This is a genomic window from uncultured Shewanella sp. (genome assembly GCF_947501665.1).
In the GTDB taxonomy this organism is placed as follows: Bacteria; Pseudomonadota; Gammaproteobacteria; order Enterobacterales; family Shewanellaceae; genus Shewanella.
Map to the genome: position 1 here is coordinate 82,033 of NZ_CANMWS010000009.1, position 15,252 is coordinate 97,284.

General features: G+C 43.1%; 21 protein-coding genes. All 21 read left to right on the forward strand.

Annotated features, from left to right (window positions below):
- Positions 1 to 40: 40 nt before the first annotated feature.
- The 21 genes from Q0976_RS08460 to rimI all read left to right on the forward strand — a co-directional run bounded on the left by Q0976_RS08460 (position 41) and on the right by rimI (position 15,192).
- Positions 41 to 673 (forward strand): phage baseplate assembly protein V, encoded by a 633-nt coding sequence (locus Q0976_RS08460; protein ID WP_299492946.1) that lies wholly within the window; start codon positions 41 to 43, stop codon positions 671 to 673.
- Between the two features lie 18 nt (positions 674 to 691).
- On the forward strand, positions 692 to 1,051 hold the full coding sequence (locus Q0976_RS08465; protein ID WP_299492948.1) for a phage baseplate protein: 360 nt from the start codon (positions 692 to 694) through the stop codon (positions 1,049 to 1,051).
- Positions 1,023 to 2,072 carry a baseplate J/gp47 family protein gene (locus Q0976_RS08470; protein ID WP_299492950.1) on the forward strand — a complete coding sequence of 350 codons (1,050 nt, stop codon included), beginning with the start codon at positions 1,023 to 1,025 and terminating at the stop codon, positions 2,070 to 2,072. Before Q0976_RS08465 ends, Q0976_RS08470 begins: the two co-directional genes overlap by 29 nt.
- 88 nt (positions 2,073 to 2,160) lie before the next feature.
- On the forward strand, positions 2,161 to 2,844 hold the full coding sequence (locus tag Q0976_RS08475) for a phage tail protein I (RefSeq protein ID WP_299492952.1): 684 nt from the start codon (positions 2,161 to 2,163) through the stop codon (positions 2,842 to 2,844).
- 174 nt (positions 2,845 to 3,018) lie between these two features.
- Positions 3,019 to 3,543 carry a phage tail protein gene (locus tag Q0976_RS08480; RefSeq protein WP_299492954.1) on the forward strand — a complete coding sequence of 175 codons (525 nt, stop codon included), beginning with the start codon at positions 3,019 to 3,021 and terminating at the stop codon, positions 3,541 to 3,543.
- Between the two features lie 89 nt (positions 3,544 to 3,632).
- Positions 3,633 to 4,247 (forward strand): hypothetical protein, encoded by a 615-nt coding sequence (locus Q0976_RS08485; protein WP_299492956.1) that lies wholly within the window; start codon positions 3,633 to 3,635, stop codon positions 4,245 to 4,247.
- Positions 4,247 to 4,465, forward strand: coding sequence for a tail fiber assembly protein (locus Q0976_RS08490; RefSeq protein ID WP_299492958.1), 219 nt, complete (start codon positions 4,247 to 4,249; stop codon positions 4,463 to 4,465). Before Q0976_RS08485 ends, Q0976_RS08490 begins: the two co-directional genes overlap by 1 nt.
- Positions 4,466 to 4,484: 19 nt before the next feature.
- Entirely contained in the window at positions 4,485 to 5,321 is an 837-nt protein-coding gene (locus tag Q0976_RS08495; RefSeq protein WP_299492960.1) for a hypothetical protein, read from the forward strand.
- Positions 5,322 to 5,336: 15 nt separating this feature from the next.
- Positions 5,337 to 5,663 (forward strand): hypothetical protein, encoded by a 327-nt coding sequence (locus tag Q0976_RS08500; RefSeq protein WP_299492962.1) that lies wholly within the window; start codon positions 5,337 to 5,339, stop codon positions 5,661 to 5,663.
- A 12-nt stretch (positions 5,664 to 5,675) separates the two neighbouring features.
- Positions 5,676 to 5,828, forward strand: coding sequence for a hypothetical protein (locus Q0976_RS08505; RefSeq protein WP_299492964.1), 153 nt, complete (start codon positions 5,676 to 5,678; stop codon positions 5,826 to 5,828).
- Positions 5,829 to 6,191: 363 nt separating this feature from the next.
- The gene (locus tag Q0976_RS08510) at positions 6,192 to 7,361 is read left to right on the forward strand and encodes a phage tail protein (RefSeq protein ID WP_299492966.1); all 1,170 of its coding nucleotides are present in this window, start codon (positions 6,192 to 6,194) and stop codon (positions 7,359 to 7,361) included.
- Positions 7,362 to 7,542: 181 nt separating this feature from the next.
- Positions 7,543 to 8,049 (forward strand): phage major tail tube protein, encoded by a 507-nt coding sequence (locus Q0976_RS08515; RefSeq protein WP_299492968.1) that lies wholly within the window; start codon positions 7,543 to 7,545, stop codon positions 8,047 to 8,049.
- A 189-nt stretch (positions 8,050 to 8,238) separates the two neighbouring features.
- On the forward strand, positions 8,239 to 8,913 hold the full coding sequence (locus Q0976_RS08520; RefSeq protein WP_299492970.1) for a phage tail assembly protein: 675 nt from the start codon (positions 8,239 to 8,241) through the stop codon (positions 8,911 to 8,913).
- Positions 8,907 to 9,032: a hypothetical protein gene (locus Q0976_RS08525; protein WP_299492972.1), complete on the forward strand. Its 126-nt coding sequence runs from the start codon at positions 8,907 to 8,909 to the stop codon at positions 9,030 to 9,032. The genes Q0976_RS08520 and Q0976_RS08525 overlap by 7 nt, the downstream gene beginning before the upstream one ends.
- Positions 9,033 to 9,275: 243 nt before the next feature.
- Positions 9,276 to 11,639, forward strand: coding sequence for a phage tail tape measure protein (locus tag Q0976_RS08530; protein WP_299492974.1), 2,364 nt, complete (start codon positions 9,276 to 9,278; stop codon positions 11,637 to 11,639).
- Positions 11,640 to 11,722: 83 nt separating this feature from the next.
- A complete protein-coding gene (locus Q0976_RS08535) occupies positions 11,723 to 12,115 on the forward strand; it encodes a phage tail protein (RefSeq protein WP_299492976.1) in 393 nt (130 codons plus the stop codon).
- A 101-nt stretch (positions 12,116 to 12,216) separates the two neighbouring features.
- Positions 12,217 to 12,405, forward strand: a complete 189-nt coding sequence (locus Q0976_RS08540) for a phage tail protein (RefSeq protein ID WP_299492978.1) — start codon at positions 12,217 to 12,219, stop codon at positions 12,403 to 12,405.
- Between the two features lie 33 nt (positions 12,406 to 12,438).
- Positions 12,439 to 12,675: a tail protein X gene (locus Q0976_RS08545; RefSeq protein WP_299492980.1), complete on the forward strand. Its 237-nt coding sequence runs from the start codon at positions 12,439 to 12,441 to the stop codon at positions 12,673 to 12,675.
- Between the two features lie 464 nt (positions 12,676 to 13,139).
- The gene (locus Q0976_RS08550; RefSeq protein WP_299492982.1) at positions 13,140 to 14,162 is read left to right on the forward strand and encodes a contractile injection system protein, VgrG/Pvc8 family; all 1,023 of its coding nucleotides are present in this window, start codon (positions 13,140 to 13,142) and stop codon (positions 14,160 to 14,162) included.
- Between the two features lie 84 nt (positions 14,163 to 14,246).
- Complete coding sequence (locus Q0976_RS08555; protein ID WP_299492984.1) at positions 14,247 to 14,711, forward strand: DNA polymerase III subunit psi; 465 nt, start codon at positions 14,247 to 14,249, stop codon at positions 14,709 to 14,711.
- Positions 14,698 to 15,192, forward strand: a complete 495-nt coding sequence (rimI, locus tag Q0976_RS08560; RefSeq protein ID WP_299492986.1) for a ribosomal protein S18-alanine N-acetyltransferase — start codon at positions 14,698 to 14,700, stop codon at positions 15,190 to 15,192. Before Q0976_RS08555 ends, rimI begins: the two co-directional genes overlap by 14 nt.
- Positions 15,193 to 15,252: the final 60 nt, after the last annotated feature.

The following is a 15,252-nucleotide window of genomic DNA, read 5'->3' on the forward strand; positions in this document are numbered from 1 at the left end:
GTAATCAACTTCTTATTGAGAAATCGTTAAAAGGATCATTATGCGAGACGCTATCGAATCGTTAGTGCGGGAACAGCTGCGCCCCCATTTAGCGCAATTATCACAGCTTAGCAGTGAAACGGAAGAAGTCAGGCGGCGTATGCAGTCGATGATCCGCTTAGGTCGAGTGAGTGACATTCATGAGAGTAATCAGCTCATTAAAGTGGAACACGGCGCGCTAACCACGCCTTTTATTAAATGGTTTGCTCATGCCGCAGGTAGAGTCAGTCATTACCGTTGCCCAAGTGTTGGCGAGCAGGTCTTACTGTTAAATTTTGGCGCGGGTTACTCTGCTCAGCAATACATTGCACTCGTGGGCATGGCCTCGACAGACTTTCCCTTAGTGGGCAGCGAACCTTCAAAAGTGATCACTCACTTTGGTGATAAGTGCAGCCAAGTTTGGGACATGGATGCAGGGACACTCATTCTTAAGGCGACAGAGAAAATTACCCTAGAGAGTAAAATGGTTTTGGCTTCACAAGATCTCCAAGTACAAAGCAATATCAAGGCGGGTGCTGATATTACCGATAAGAAGCGCAGTATGGCAGCGGATCGGGATATTTATAATGGCCATACTCATGCTTATGATAATGATTTTACAAAGCCAACAGTGACTGCTATTAAGCAGCAATAGCCTAAAAAGGAGCCTTTTATGATAGGCATAGACAGAGCAACAGGTCAGCAACTTGAAGGCTTTGAGCAGTTTGTAAGCCGCGTCATTCAAGTCATGACCACGCCATTAACCGGCAGGGCCAAGCGAGCAGGTTTTGGTAGCCGAGTACGCGAGCTACTTGGTGCCAATATGTCGCCCAGTACCTTAGTGAAAGTGCAATCCTTCGCTATTGAAGCATTTTACAACAGTGACAATGGCTTAAATGATTTTATTCCCAGTCGCTGCGTCGCTAAGCGCAGAGCCGCTGGGTTAGATCTTTATTTCGAAGGTCAATGGCAAGGTCGCCATGTTAATTTTGAGGTACCGATAGATGTTTCCACATCAAAATCCCTTACCTAAACCTGAGCTACTGACAACGCCAGGTTTTGAAGATTTATTTACGCAAATTAAACAGGATGTGTTGATGCACATTCGTAATTTATCACCCCAAGATGAAGCGGCGGTAGAGCAAACTTTAGAAAATGAAGCCGAAATTCTCACCAAATTTACCCAAGCTTTCACGATAGTACTGCAAAATCACACTAGGCAAATTAATCAACAAGCGCTGCAGATGTTTGGCATGTACGCCACCGATGATGACGCAGTCGATGTCATTGCCAGTCAGTTAGGCGTCAAACGGTTAGTGCTGGATGAGGGAGACACCAGTGGTGAAAACCCTGTCATGGAGTCGAATGAGTCACTGCTAAATCGTTATTATTTGGCAGCTTATGCACTTGCCTGTACCGGTACAAGAGCCGGCTATCGCTTTCATGCCATGACCTTGGGCGCACGGCCGAATATTGATATTTCGAGCCCAGCAGAAAACCATGTGCGAGTGGACTATCAATTTGACGAAGCATCGCTTGCGGGTCTGACTAAAGATGCGCAAGCAAGGCAAGTGAGCCCAGGGGTTGTGGACTGTTATATTCTCACCCACCTTGAAGAAGGCATACCCAGTGATGCGCTTATTGCCAGTACGCAAGCTTATTTAGAAAGTGATGATATTGCGCAAGAAACCGATTTGATCACCGTTAAAGCGCCCACCATTAAGTCGTGGCAATGTGAGCTGGATTTATATATTCGCTCGGGACCCGATGCGGATGTGATCAAAGTGGCCGCGATAAATGCGCTGCAAGCCTATGGAAAACGGCAACATTATTTGGGTGCCAGTATTGAGCCTTCTATGATTTATAAAGAAGTGCTGGCGGCAACTGGGGCGTATCGCGCTGAAATGATTGCGCCAATTGAACCTATTCGCTGCGCTTTTAGCGAAGCCCCTTATTTGTCTCAATCAGATCATGCGCCAGCAAGTGGAGTCGATGAGTTAAACAGCCAAGAAGATTCGAGCATAAAAATCAATATTATCAGTGAGTCATTTTAGTCACTTACTCAGTCACTTAAGTCTCTTAGCTATTTAAGCATTTAATCATTTCTAAGTTAAAGCGAGAGGACATCAACAGGAGGCATACATGACTCAAGCGCAGAATGACAGGCTGCCATTAGGGTTACAAGCTCACAGTGTGTTACCCGACAACCGCAGTACGTTAGAGCGAGCATTAGAGCTGGCACTCGCTCAGCAACTTTATGGATTAGATAATCCTTTTCCTCATTTACTTGCAGCTGAAAAAACATCAACGGAGCATTTACCGTATTTAGCCGCAGAGCGGCAATTAACGGTGTGGGATGAGAATGATGAAGTTCATATCAAACAAAATCTGGTGTCTCAAGCTTGGGAAGTGAAGCGTTTGGGGGGCACGCGAGGTGGGCTCAAAAAGGCATTAGCATCACTGGACTTTGATAGTGACATTACCCCTTGGTATCGATTGCAAACCGATAGCGCACGACCTTATTTTCTCGATATCGTGGCGTGGGAAAAAGGCAATAAGGCACTGGATGTATCGAAACTCCACAAACTGCAAAGCTACATTCAAGACAATAAATCCGAGCGGGATGAGATTAGCCTGTCATTGATGTTTGGCGTGGAGACACAGCTGGGATTGGCCGCTGCCGCAGCGCCAGCCACCAATGTGGTGGCGACAGAGTCAATGGCAACAATGTGGCCTATGCCACATTTAGCGGCAAAATTAATGTTAGGTGGAGGTGCAATACCGCCTACAAATATGACTTATGTTAGCGCGCAAGCCGTCACCTAACATTTAGTTAAAATTAATAGTAGTGCTTAAAAGCGAATGAATAAACGCAATGACATTGACTTATTAAGCAGTGATTTTATCGAATAACGACTTTTTTAACGTCGCTGTTTTATTAATTCACTATTTTCTCACACTATTTATCACAATCTATTTTATCAGAAATAAGGTGACGTAATGAGCGAAGAATTAAACTTGGTGATCACTCGCCAAGGCTTAGAAGAGTGTATAAATGCCAAGGCCCAAGGCGTACAACTTAATTTGAAATGGGTATCTGCAGGGGATAGAGCTTATACGCCAAGTAAAGAGCGCACCGCGCTTGAAAACGAACTGCAACGGGTTGAGTTTGGCGAATATAAAAATATTGGCGGCAATCAATTACAAGCAGTAGCAAAATTCAGTGGTGAGCAAGAGTACCCCATTCGAGAGTTAGGGTTCTGGCTCGATTCTGGCACTTTGCTCGGCGTCATCTCAGCGCCCAATACAACACTGAACTATAAAGCTAAGAATGGCCATTGTATTCAGCCTATTACGCTGGATTTAAGTGCCTTGCCAACCGATAGCGTGACTGTGGTGGTTGGCACTGAAAACCTCAATATTTTAGTGGATACCGAGTTCACCAAAATGGCCACCGCCCAAGTGGATACTATGCACAGGCAAATTCTCCAAGAATTTAGACTGCTAGAGCTGGAAAAGAGCTAGAGCTGGAAAACTGCCAGAGATTGTAAAGAGCCAGCGCTTGAAAAACCAAACAAGAAAAGCTTAAAGAATTAAAAATAAAAGGAGTGTTCATGAGTACAGAACAAACAGCCGACTTAATTGAGTCGGTCACAGAATTGACAGCCACAGTGGCGGGTAAAATGGGGGATATTGATAACCGCATGACACAAGCGGAGACTGATTATCAAACATTTAAAGATGAAGCAAGCACTCTCTTTCAACATTCATTAACTGAAAATGGGGATCTTGTCGATCTTCGTCATTTAAATGAAGATAAGTTTTATGCGCTTGTTTTTTCTCACCCTAGAATGTTAGATGTGAGAATTCGTCGCTATGTACATCAGAATGGACAGAGTACAGGACTTGTAGATTTTCTTGTTCGGTTACAGAATTGGTCAAATGGAGGTGACTATACTTTTGCTATACAAGAGCATCATGCCTATTCACATAAAGAATTTATTGGAAAAGTGAGAGGGTTAGCGACTCCTTATTATTCTGGAATATGGTTAAGAGGTGGTGATACATATAATTTATATTTAAATGGTAAACACGAAGGTTATAAAATTATTGAAGAGGCTAATACCATAGTTGAATCAATTGGAGATAATCATTATTTTGCACCACCAATAAGCGAAGTAGACGCAAGTGTTGTACCTGATAATTATATTAGAGGAGTAACTCAGTAATGGACGCAATAACATTTAATAAACATCAATGGAATGAAGTAAAGTCAATACGAGAAAGATTATTAAAAGAAACGGATTTCACTCAATTATCAGATAGTCCATTGACCAGCGATAAAAAGCTAGCGTTTGCTGAATACCGTCAAGCACTCAGAGATATTCCACAAACAAACACTTCGCCCGATAATATTGTTTGGCCAGTAAAACCTGAAGTTGAATAGATAAATACAAGGACCGTTTATGAGCACAACAGAGACAGTTGATTTAATTGAGTCGGTAAATGAATTAACCGGTACTGTGATCGGAAAAGTCGAAGAGATAGATAGTAGAGTTGAAGTTAAAGAAAAACAAGTAGATGAGTTTATTTCAAATGCCAGAGCTGAATATCCATTGGCACCCAATGTGATTTCTGATACAAAACATTTTAATGCAATGTGTAAAGAGGTAGATCTTGGTACGCCCGTTGATATATTTGATTCTCACACTTATCCATGGTCTATTTCATCTGCAGTGGCTGCTGCTAGCGGAACAGTTACCAAACTAGGAGTTCATGATCTAGCTGCTTATGATTTAACACCCAATGGTGATTTACTAAAAGCAATTGGACATAAAAATTCGCATGGTCAACTGTACTATGGTTCCGATTTCAAAACACTTTTATTTGATGTTGAGATTACTCAAGCAATGTCGGATGGGCGTGCATATATCATAGTTTTGGCCAATTGCGATCGATTTACAGGTTGGACTAGAGGTGAGTTCATTACACAATCTAGTTGTTTTGTAAAAGTGTTAGAGCATACGGGGGATATTCAATTTCATCCATCGGAGAATATGGCTGCGACGATTAATGCAGGAACAGCAATCAATGAAAGTTGGCAATACTTACATGCTACGCGTTCTGGCTGGGGAGGCTGTCATCAACCTAGGTTTAATGGTGTTGGAAAAATGAAAGTGGCGCTGTGTTTACCTTATATTGGTACAGGAAATCATGGTGGTAAATTTATATGGGCAGATTCTGTGGGTCACAAATACACACACACTGCTCCCTCAGTATTAAATGAATTAAGTGTGGATTAGATTAAGGAGATAACAATGGCAATTATACAATTAAAGTCGACAGGACAAAAAATAGCAGGAGGCATTTTAGATGAAGATCATGCTAGAAGTATTCTCACTGAGTTAAAAGTTAACTTTAATGACGTCGATATTATATTTACTCCAGGAGAAATATTAATGTCACGTCAATTATCGTATTCAAAGTATACAGACTCTGAATTAAATCATTTTATGTCTGAATTGCTTATTCCAGAATTGATTACTTTGCTTTCAGAAGAAAAGCAGTTAATGTTACAACCTATTTTTGATGAGGTTGTAGAAAAAAGAACAATGATAAAAAGCCTATATCCTAAACATAGTTAAATAAGGTGCTCAATGACAGAAAATATAGGGGATTACAAAGTACTCTCATCATTTTATTGTCCAAACACTCATATTTGGTATGATGTGGATGACGAAATATCACTATTAGGTTGTGAGGCTGATTTTTTATTATTATCTAATAAACTAGAGATTGTGAATGAGTAAATAAGTTGAGGTGGTGTTAATTTTAGTTTTGTTTGACTTTTGTTAAATAATACTTGTTTTCATATGGGGTTAATTTTAAGTGGTGATTTAATTGTGTGTGGGTTACTAACTGATTTATATTTAAATGTATATCATTATTTTGCGTTTAAATATATATAATAGATTTATGTTTTAAATAATATTATGTGTTGATTTACATCCCATACTTATCACTTATCACTTATCACTTATCACTTATCACTTATTAATTGCTGGTTGCTAATCATTAATTATATATTTTTATATTATCTGAATTTAAATTTACTGCTTAATGTATTTAAGTTGTATTTATGCCGTTTTTAAACAAAAGAAAAAGGAAACACTATGCCAAAGATTGAAGCGTTTGCACATAACGGGATCAGTATTGAGCGCCAACCGACGCCGCCACCGATGGGGCCGTTGGGGGGAATTATTTTGGGCTTAGTGGGCACGGCGCCTGATGCGGATATCTCGCTGGCCAAAAATACCCCCATACGCATTGCTAACATGAGTGATGCTGCCAAATTAGATACCTCGGGCGAAGAAAAAGGCACGCTATGGCGCACCTGCTATGAGTTATTTCGCTTAGTGTCAGTGCCCATTTATGCGGTGATCGTCGAAGACGGTGATGATGTGGCGGCGACCACGGCCAATGTGATTGGCAAAGTCGATGCCAATACCGGGCAACGGTTAGGCATTGAAGCCTTAGCCGATTGCATGGAGACCCCGACACACATTGCCGCGCCAGGGTTTAGCACGAAAGCCGTTGCCGATGCACTAGCAGCCATGGGTAAGCGCTTATTTGCCATTGCCGTGGGTGATGGCCCTAATACTAATGACATAGATGCGGTGGCATTTTCACAGAGTTTAGGCGGCGAAGGGACAGGCTATGAAGGTTTCTACCTCGTTGACCCTCAAGTGGCGGTATATAGCCAAGCGGCAAAAGGCAATGTGTATTTCTCCGCGGCGGCCGCGGCTCTGTCTTGCTTTGCAAGAGTGAGTGCGTGGGAAAGCCCCACCAAAGGGGGCATGGGCGCGCTTATTCAAGGTACGGCTCGCAGTATTGATTACAATATTATGGATAAATCCACCAATGGTGGCTTACTCAATAGCAATGGCATATCCTACTTTGCCCGCACATCCATGGGCGGTTTTTCATTGATTGGAAATCGCTGCGTGACGGGGCGTTTTGTGTCTCAGGTGGGGCTGGAATATGCCATCATTCGTAAACTGGCGCAAACGGCGCAAGCTGCCATGGGGCGTAATCTAAGCAAGAGCTTGATGGATCAAGAAATTACTAAGCTCAATTACTGGCTGAAATCCTTGCAAGCGGATGAAACCTTGATGGGCGCGGAAGTGTATTTGCACCCGACGCTAAATAACGTTGAAAACTACACTAATGGTGAGTGGCATATTGCCATTAAATATTACGGCTTTGCACCGAATGAACACATGGTCTATCACATGATTGAAGATACGGGCATTGTCGAGTCATTTATCGAGCAAGTGCTGTAAAAGTCGTTCATTTTTTACGATCCATTATCGTCTAACATCTCTTTTATTTCATGTGACAATCATGCTGAGTATCCCATTTTATTTTCATTTAGCTCTCATCTAACTCTCATTTAACTTATTGGGGGAGGGGGGAGCTTAGCTGATTGTGTGCGTGAGATCATTTTTATAAGGAATATTCAATATGGCAGGACAACGTTCACGTATTACTCGCAGTGCTTTGGTTCATGGGCAACCGCTAATGAAAGAGCTGGATGAGTTTACGCCACCAGAGATTAAAAAAACCATGCAAGAAACCCGCGGAGGCTCATTTATTCCGGGTGAGATCATGGTGGGTCTCGAAAAAATGTCTTCTAAGCTTAAAATTAAAGGCGCACCTCAAGCTTTGTTAGCCGCTTTTGGTTTAGGTGAAGGCGAAGTGTGTCAAATTGATGTAAAAGAGTCCCATCAAGATGAAGACGGTAATAAATTTGCTGTGGCCTATAGCCTGACGGGCGAAATCATTACCGTGACAGAATCCGCCAGTAAAATGGGCGAGTTGCCAGATCAAGAGCTGGAAATGTCGGTGCGTGCCTACAAAAAAGTAGAAAGCGGTAAAACCATTTATGAGATTAATCGTAATGCGCAAATTTTGAATTTGGGTAATGGTGACTTGATGGCCGAGCATCGCCGCAACATTGGCATGAGCTAGGGATGAATTAGGCAAGAGCTAGACATGATTTAGCCATGAGCTAAATTGTTTGCTTAACAGCATAAAATAAATATAGCGTAATAAATAAAGCGCCACAGAAAAGCCGCTAATCGACACTCGATTAGCGGCTTTTTTATCATGATATTCGTAACTGAATAAGCTCAGTTAAATAGAAGAGAATAAGAAATAATGATGAATGAAGAACTGCAAAAGATGAGTGAATTACAAGCGCCAGCATTTGAACATTGCCCGCATGTTTTACATTGGCCAATAGAGGATGATAAAGGCAAATTACTTGAGCAGATTAAGATCAAGACGATCACTATGGCTACTCATCAAAAGCTGACTCAGCAATATAAAGGTCAAGACTTAGCTTTATTGCATGCTTGCATGAGCGCCAGTACCGGATTAACGACCTCGGAATTGGAGCGGCTAGTCACCCCCGATTATAACAGTGTGCAAACATCGGTATTAGCATTGATGCAAAAAACGGCATCGTGTCTTCAGGTTGATCAGCAAAGCGATGACAATGAAATTGACGCGACGGAAGCTACAAAAATAGCGCCTAAAAAGAGTGATTTTAACGTTAATCAACCAGCGCTACTCGTCGCCATTCAAGGTGATGATGGTGAGCTCAAGCAAACCTATCGATTAAGGCCGCCCACGGTGCGCACCACCATCTTAATGGACACTCACCAGAATGAATGGGATCGCACCTTATTTATTAGCGCCAGTTGCTCAGGTTTGAGCCGTGAAGAGTTGGGGCGCTTAAGTTTACCAGACTGGAATCAACTGCAGGAGCGCCTTATCGATTTTTTGCAACAACCGGCGGACTTCTTTCGCCGCGAGACGTTGAAGTGTTAACGGATATTATTCCACTGGCCTATCACATCAGTCCCGATGCTGTGCTGGATTGGCGTAATGATGAAGCCTTGAGGCGTTATCACTTAGCCGTATCCAAGCTGGGTATGAAGAACTCGTGATAAAACGTGCAATGCCATAGTGGTCAATCTATTAGCATAAAGCATAAACAGTAACAGTATTAAGGGGGAAGTGAGTGCAAGCATATAGCAAAGATAGGACAGGCATAATTTTTTGTTTTCTTCTACTTTGAACAAGGGCTTTATATGTAGACTTTGGACAAGGGAGTAAAGGGAAGATTTTAATATAATTCAATTATAAAAAAGTATTTTATATGGATAACGACGAGGCATAAAGGGGGAGGAATGGCCGCAGGAACACAGGTAATGCCAAGACTTGCAACAGCATCACTGACATCAAATATGTCATTATTAAATACCAGTGTAACTGGACTAACGAACCATGTTGGTAGCATTAATGTGGCATTCGTTAACCTTATTCAGGGGATTAATCAGTCGGCTGTTGAACTCGATGCCAGTAGCCAATCATTAAGGGATAAAATGGCAACGGCTGTTGATTCCGGTGTCAGCCGATTGACTAAAGGAATGGTTACTGTTGGTGTGTCAGCAGGTAAAGCGGCGATGAACTTTGAGTCTAGCTTTGTTAAATTAGAGAAAAAATTTAAATTAAGTGGTAAGGCCGCAGAGGATTATCAGAATCAACTGATGAATGCTGGAGCTAAAATAGGCATTGATGCCAATAGGTTTGTGAAAACCGTATCATCTGCTACGCAAACAGGGGACACGAAAGATCAAGCATTAGCCACGGCAAAAACCGCAGTGAATGCTAGTAAAGCTTGGGATGATTCCCTTGAAAATACCTTGGCTCAGTTAAATGGTTGGCGTAATGCTTTAGGACTTAGCCAAAAGGCAGCATTAGAGCTGGTTGATGTGACGACGACATTGAGCGTCAAAACTGGAGTCAGTGCAAAGGATATTGCGGCTGTAACATCCTCTCAAGGGCGAAGTGCGATGGATGCGGGGCTTGGGGCTGAATCGATAAGTGCACTAGCAGCCAGTTTATTGGGGAGTGGCTCAACTAATGTTGAAGCTGGCGCGGCACTGAATGTGATTGCTGGAGGCTTAAGTAAATTAGTGCAAGGCGCCGACAAGGACACTTATGCTTCACTCGGGCTTGAGCAAGGACAAGTTGCAAAGGCCATGAAAGCAGGGGGGAAGGCCTCTCAAGCTGTATTAGTCAAAGTATTAGATAAGCTCAAAGGGCTATCAGCAGAAGACCAAGCTAAGGTTAAAAAGGACTTATTTGATAATAAAAGTGGTGTTGCCATTAATCAGCTTTTGGCTAAATCGACAGATGAAAAGGTAGGGTTAAGTAATAGTTTAGCGATTGCTTCTGATGATAAACAAACAGCGGGCAGTTTGGCCAAGAAACAAGGTTCTGCGACACGGGCTGAATTAATGGCTAAGTTAAATGCCAGTTTTTCAGCCCTGAGTATCACCATTGGGGATAAACTTTTACCTGTGATGGATGCCATCATTCCGCCTTTAATCCAAGTAGTAGAAAAAATCACTGAATTCGTGCAATCCAATGGTGATCTCAGTCTAGGCATTGTCGGTGCAGCAGCGGCTTTAGGAACAGGTTTTCTAGCCTTCAAAAAAATAAAATCGGTGTTGGGTATATTTCAATCAGGTTCAATTGCTGACTCTTTGGGAACGGGAGGGGGCGCTTGTTGTTGCGCGTCGGCGGGAAGTGTTTCTGCTGGTCCGATTGAATCATTGAACGGCAATGAGCGAAACAGAGAAAATAGACAATCTAACAGCAGTGATGTTCGAAATAGAGAAAATAGATCTTCGAGTAGGGGCCGTCGACGCAGAAGTATTGTTGCTCGAATGCGAGGTGCCCCTCGCTCTGCTGGAAGAGGATTGAGTAAGTTATTAAGCTTCGGTGGCAGCTTAGGCAAAGGTGCATTAACTGCTGGTCGTAATATGGCGAGCAGTAGCTTGAGTCTTGGAAAAAGACTGGCGACGAGAAGTCAGAGCGCAGCAAAGGGTCTGTTTTCATTTGGATCAAAAGTGTTTAAAGGTGCAACCGGAGTCGCGTCTCGTGTGGGGGGCAGTACGGCTTTGCTCGGTGCGACTGGTGGGAAGCTGGCGGCAAAAGCATTGGGGAAAGCCTTTAAGCCATTATCAGCCTTAATGTCTGTGGGCAAAGTGATGAGTGCGGTGAAAGCAAAAGACAGTAAAAAAGCAGGTAAAGCTTTAGGAGACATGTCTGGTGGGTTAGCGGGTGCGGCGATGGGCGCTGCACTGGGGACAGCGATATTTCCAGGTGTCGGCACCGCAATTGGTGGCTTGATAGGAGGGTTAGCTGGCAGTGAGTTAGGTTCAACCGTTGGTGAATACGTGGGGGATTGGTTTAGTGAGGATAAAACCGAGCAAGCGGCGCCAAATGCGGTAGCAAAACAAACTCAAGCGATGGTTAACCAAGTTAAAAGTGGTCAAGCTGGAAAGCAAACGCCGGATACTAAACAAGCCATCAACTTTGCACCTGTGATTAATATGGCTCCTTCAGGGGATCCGGCTTATGACACCAAAGTGAGTCAAGACATTCTGGCAAAGATTAAAGCGGAATTAACGCCATTATTAATGGGCAATATGGATGTGGCCACACGAAATGATGCGCGTTTATTAGATAGCTATGGCGTGTAATTGGAAGCATTTAATGATGCTGTAATATTTAAAGTAAAGCCAGCGCTAATGTGCTGGCTTTTTTATTAAGAAGGAAACGTCATATGGCAGAAAAGCAAAGTGGCATGATGTCCTTAGGCGGGTTTATTTTTTCTTTAAATGACAATACCCCCTATGAGAGCTTGCAGCGCAGCAGTGATGGCGGTTGGGTTAATGTGGCGCGCTATGGCCAAAAGCCCATTAGCCAAAATACTGGGCAAAAGTTAGAGACTATAACCTTGTCGGGTACCTGGTTTAAAGGTGAGGGCATGGCGAATATGGATAAGCTTAGGGTATTACAAGCCAAGCGAGCACCGTTAGTGCTTAATAGTGGTTATGGCGAATCTATGGGTCGCTGGGTGATAAAATCACTGCAAGAAAAACAAGAGCGGATCATCATGGACGGTACGGCTTTTGTCGTGGGATTTACGGTGAACCTTGAAGAATTTATCGGTTAATCACCCAATATGGATCTAAAAGTATCATCAATGAGCAAAATTGTTTTACGCGAGTTAAGGGCTGACCTTATCGAATAATCATGTGGTTTAAAGGTGAGGGCATGGCGAATATGGATAAGCTTAGGGTATTACAAGCCAAGCGAGCACCGTTAGTGCTTAATAGTGGTTATGGCGAGTCTATGGGTCGTTGGGTGATTAAATCACTGCAAGAAAAACAAGAGCGGATCATCATGGACAGTACGGCTTTTGTCGTGGGATTTACGGTGAACCTTGAAGAGTTTATTGGATAAGTGGCTTTTATGGGATGAGTACAGGGAGAGATTATGATGTTAGCTAAGGTTAATCGCGAGTTGAAGAGTGTTATCAGTGCAGATGGGGATTTACCTGGGCTTATTTTATGGCAGCAATTACAGCGAGATGATGATGAAGCCGAAGAAGCATTACATCAACTTAACCCTCATTTGGCGGCTTTTGGACCGGTGCTTCCCAGAGGTGTTGTGATCAAACTGCCGCAACTGGAAGAGGTAACACCCAGTAATGTAATGAATATTTGGGATTAGTTTAGATTAACAGAGCTGAATAAATAAAATGGGTTGTGATTGAGGAGTGGTAATGTCAGAAACGGAAAATCAAGTGGCGCCACAGGTGAAAGTATCAGGCCGTGGGGTGAACATCATTAATCAAAGGCTCTTGTCTTGGGAGCGAATTGATGCGGCGGGCATTGCATAGTTAGGGTCAATCGTTCGGATCAATAGTTCGACTCAATTCATACAGCAGTTGATAGGACTGGGCTTATAGGATTGAGTTCTGATTAAGGAAAGTGATGATGTCAAAGGCGGTGAATATGACAGTACCACAGGTAAGAGTGTCTGGGGCGGGTGCAGAGGTGATTAATCAAAGGCTCTTGTCTTGGGAGCGAATTGATGCGGCGGGCATTGCATAATTAGGGTCAATAGTTCGACTCAATTGATACAGAGGTTGATAGGACTGGGCTTATAGGATTAAGTTCTGATTAAGGAAAGTGATGATGTCAAAGGCGGTGAATATGACAGTGCCACAGGTAAGAGTGTCTGGGGCGGGTGCAGAGGTGATTAATCAAAGGCTCTTGTCTTGGGAGCGCATTGATGCGGCGGGAATGGAGACAGATCAATTACGTTTAACATTGGATACAACAGGACAAACGGGCTTGCCTCAAGAAGGGGCGACACTAACTTGGTTTGAAGGTTATCAAGGCAGCTTAAAACAAAAAGGTCAGTTTATTATTACCCGTATTACGCCACGTTTATTCCCACCAACCATGACCATAGTCGCAACGGCAACACCTTTTCAGACTGAGGATAATACCGGGCTAAAGCAGCGGAATAGCCGCTCATTTGAAAACATGAGCTTGGCGGATATTTTCATGACTTTAATACGCTTACACGGTTTTACGCCGAAAGTGACATCACAGTTTGAAAAGATCCAAATCGCGCATGCGGATCAAGTGAATGAAACGGATCTCGGTTTTCTAAGTCGTTTAGCAAAAGAATATGACGCTGTGGCAAAGCCGGTTGATGATATGTATGTGTTGGCTAGCGCCGGGCAATCTCATACAGTGACAGGCAAAACCATTGCCCCAGTAGTGCTTTCTGTGCCGAGTCATAATCGTCCTTCCAATGCTGGGCAATTTATTAATTGTCAGCTTGATAAGCCAAGTCGCGGCAAGGTGACGGGTGTCAAAGCGCTCTGGACTGAGGAGGAAAGTGGTCTTGAGCATGAGGTGAATGTCGGTAATGCCCCCTTTAAAGGTTTGCCACAGAATTACCTTAGTCATGAAACAGCCATGCAAGCATGCCAAGATCATTTACAAAAAGTGCAAAGAGAGGGCATGAGTGTGCAAGTCAGTGTGCCAGGGGATCCGCACTTAGTGGCTGAAGGATTACTTGAACTTGATGAGAGCTTTCCTCCAGAAATGAGAGGCATTTGGTCTATTGATAAAGTGACGGCTAAAGGGGACTGTCAAAGTGGCTACCGCTGTGCATTGGTAGCGACATTACCGGCTCAATGATGTTATGAGTCACAGCCAATTGCTGGTATGCTATTTCATATTAAAAACAGAGTTGAAATGTGATGGGTATGAAGGATGTGATCGATGAATAAACTGGCATATTTAAATGCAATGGGGGTGGTTCGCTGGACGATTCGTCGGCCTAAATTGCCCGTTTTTACTGTTTTAATCGATGATGACAATGCCATCAGTCAAATCAGTGAGCATCCTATTTTCTTGTCGGTGTTAAATTTTATTGGCCACAGCGTGGATACCTGTGCGTTTAGATGCACAGAAGAGAAAGAAGACAATATTATTTGGGATCTGCGTCGTCCTAGATCTGAGCATGCGTTGCTGAGAAGAGTGAATAAAAAAGCGGCTAATAAGTCAGATCATCTTGTTTCTAAGCCTCTTGAGGAAATTGAGCACAGTGTGGAGGATAAAAAAGCCTTATGGCAGCAGATCTCAGCCCTTTATCCAGAACAGGTTTTGCAGTTTGGCGAGCAGCCTGTTTTAACTGCGGATAACGAAGTCGTTAAGGCTAAAGGTCATCGCCATGATTATAAATAAGTGCTGGAGTATTGAGCCTCTACAGGTATCGGCCTCCTCTGAAATGGCCATTATTGCCCAATTAGCCCATTCTCACCCCATGAGCGAGTCAACAATAATGAGCTGTTTTGGGCATTTGTATCGCGTGTCTGGCATATATTGTGATGGCGTTTTAGCGGGGTTCGCCATTGTGCATCAGATCTTTGAAGAAGCGACCCTAATGGATATTTGTATTGCACCTGAACATCAAGGTCAGGGTTTAGGAAAAGCTCTATTGCTGTCGTTGATTGAGGATGTGAAAGTACATGAGGTAGATAAGGTGTTTTTAGAAGTGCGAGCATCATCAAAGGGAGCACAACAATTATATCGACGTTGTGGCTTTAAGCAAACGGGTATTCGTAAAGGGTATTATAAAACATCGATTATTGAGAATAATAGCCAGCAGATAAGCGGTGTAGAAGATGCCGTACTGATGGAACTGGATATGGATGCGTTAACGTGATGAAAGAAAAAGCCAGACGCTTTGGTGAAGTCTGGCTTTATGACTATTCAATGATTAGCG

Coding starts and splice junctions, on each gene's coding strand:
- Q0976_RS08520 (WP_299492970.1), top strand. CDS start 8,239: ATGATGAATGAAGAACTGCAAAAGATGAGTGAATTACAAGCGCCAGCA.
- Q0976_RS08465 (WP_299492948.1), top strand. CDS start 692: ATGATAGGCATAGACAGAGCAACAGGTCAGCAACTTGAAGGCTTTGAG.
- Q0976_RS08545 (WP_299492980.1), top strand. CDS start 12,439: ATGATGTTAGCTAAGGTTAATCGCGAGTTGAAGAGTGTTATCAGTGCA.
- Q0976_RS08555 (WP_299492984.1), top strand. CDS start 14,247: ATGAATAAACTGGCATATTTAAATGCAATGGGGGTGGTTCGCTGGACG.
- Q0976_RS08460 (WP_299492946.1), top strand. CDS start 41: ATGCGAGACGCTATCGAATCGTTAGTGCGGGAACAGCTGCGCCCCCAT.
- Q0976_RS08475 (WP_299492952.1), top strand. CDS start 2,161: ATGACTCAAGCGCAGAATGACAGGCTGCCATTAGGGTTACAAGCTCAC.
- Q0976_RS08515 (WP_299492968.1), top strand. CDS start 7,543: ATGGCAGGACAACGTTCACGTATTACTCGCAGTGCTTTGGTTCATGGG.
- Q0976_RS08530 (WP_299492974.1), top strand. CDS start 9,276: ATGGCCGCAGGAACACAGGTAATGCCAAGACTTGCAACAGCATCACTG.
- rimI (WP_299492986.1), top strand. CDS start 14,698: ATGATTATAAATAAGTGCTGGAGTATTGAGCCTCTACAGGTATCGGCC.
- Q0976_RS08485 (WP_299492956.1), top strand. CDS start 3,633: ATGAGTACAGAACAAACAGCCGACTTAATTGAGTCGGTCACAGAATTG.
- Q0976_RS08480 (WP_299492954.1), top strand. CDS start 3,019: ATGAGCGAAGAATTAAACTTGGTGATCACTCGCCAAGGCTTAGAAGAG.
- Q0976_RS08550 (WP_299492982.1), top strand. CDS start 13,140: ATGATGTCAAAGGCGGTGAATATGACAGTGCCACAGGTAAGAGTGTCT.
- Q0976_RS08535 (WP_299492976.1), top strand. CDS start 11,723: ATGGCAGAAAAGCAAAGTGGCATGATGTCCTTAGGCGGGTTTATTTTT.
- Q0976_RS08490 (WP_299492958.1), top strand. CDS start 4,247: ATGGACGCAATAACATTTAATAAACATCAATGGAATGAAGTAAAGTCA.
- Q0976_RS08540 (WP_299492978.1), top strand. CDS start 12,217: ATGGCGAATATGGATAAGCTTAGGGTATTACAAGCCAAGCGAGCACCG.
- Q0976_RS08510 (WP_299492966.1), top strand. CDS start 6,192: ATGCCAAAGATTGAAGCGTTTGCACATAACGGGATCAGTATTGAGCGC.
- Q0976_RS08495 (WP_299492960.1), top strand. CDS start 4,485: ATGAGCACAACAGAGACAGTTGATTTAATTGAGTCGGTAAATGAATTA.
- Q0976_RS08470 (WP_299492950.1), top strand. CDS start 1,023: ATGTTTCCACATCAAAATCCCTTACCTAAACCTGAGCTACTGACAACG.
- Q0976_RS08505 (WP_299492964.1), top strand. CDS start 5,676: ATGACAGAAAATATAGGGGATTACAAAGTACTCTCATCATTTTATTGT.
- Q0976_RS08500 (WP_299492962.1), top strand. CDS start 5,337: ATGGCAATTATACAATTAAAGTCGACAGGACAAAAAATAGCAGGAGGC.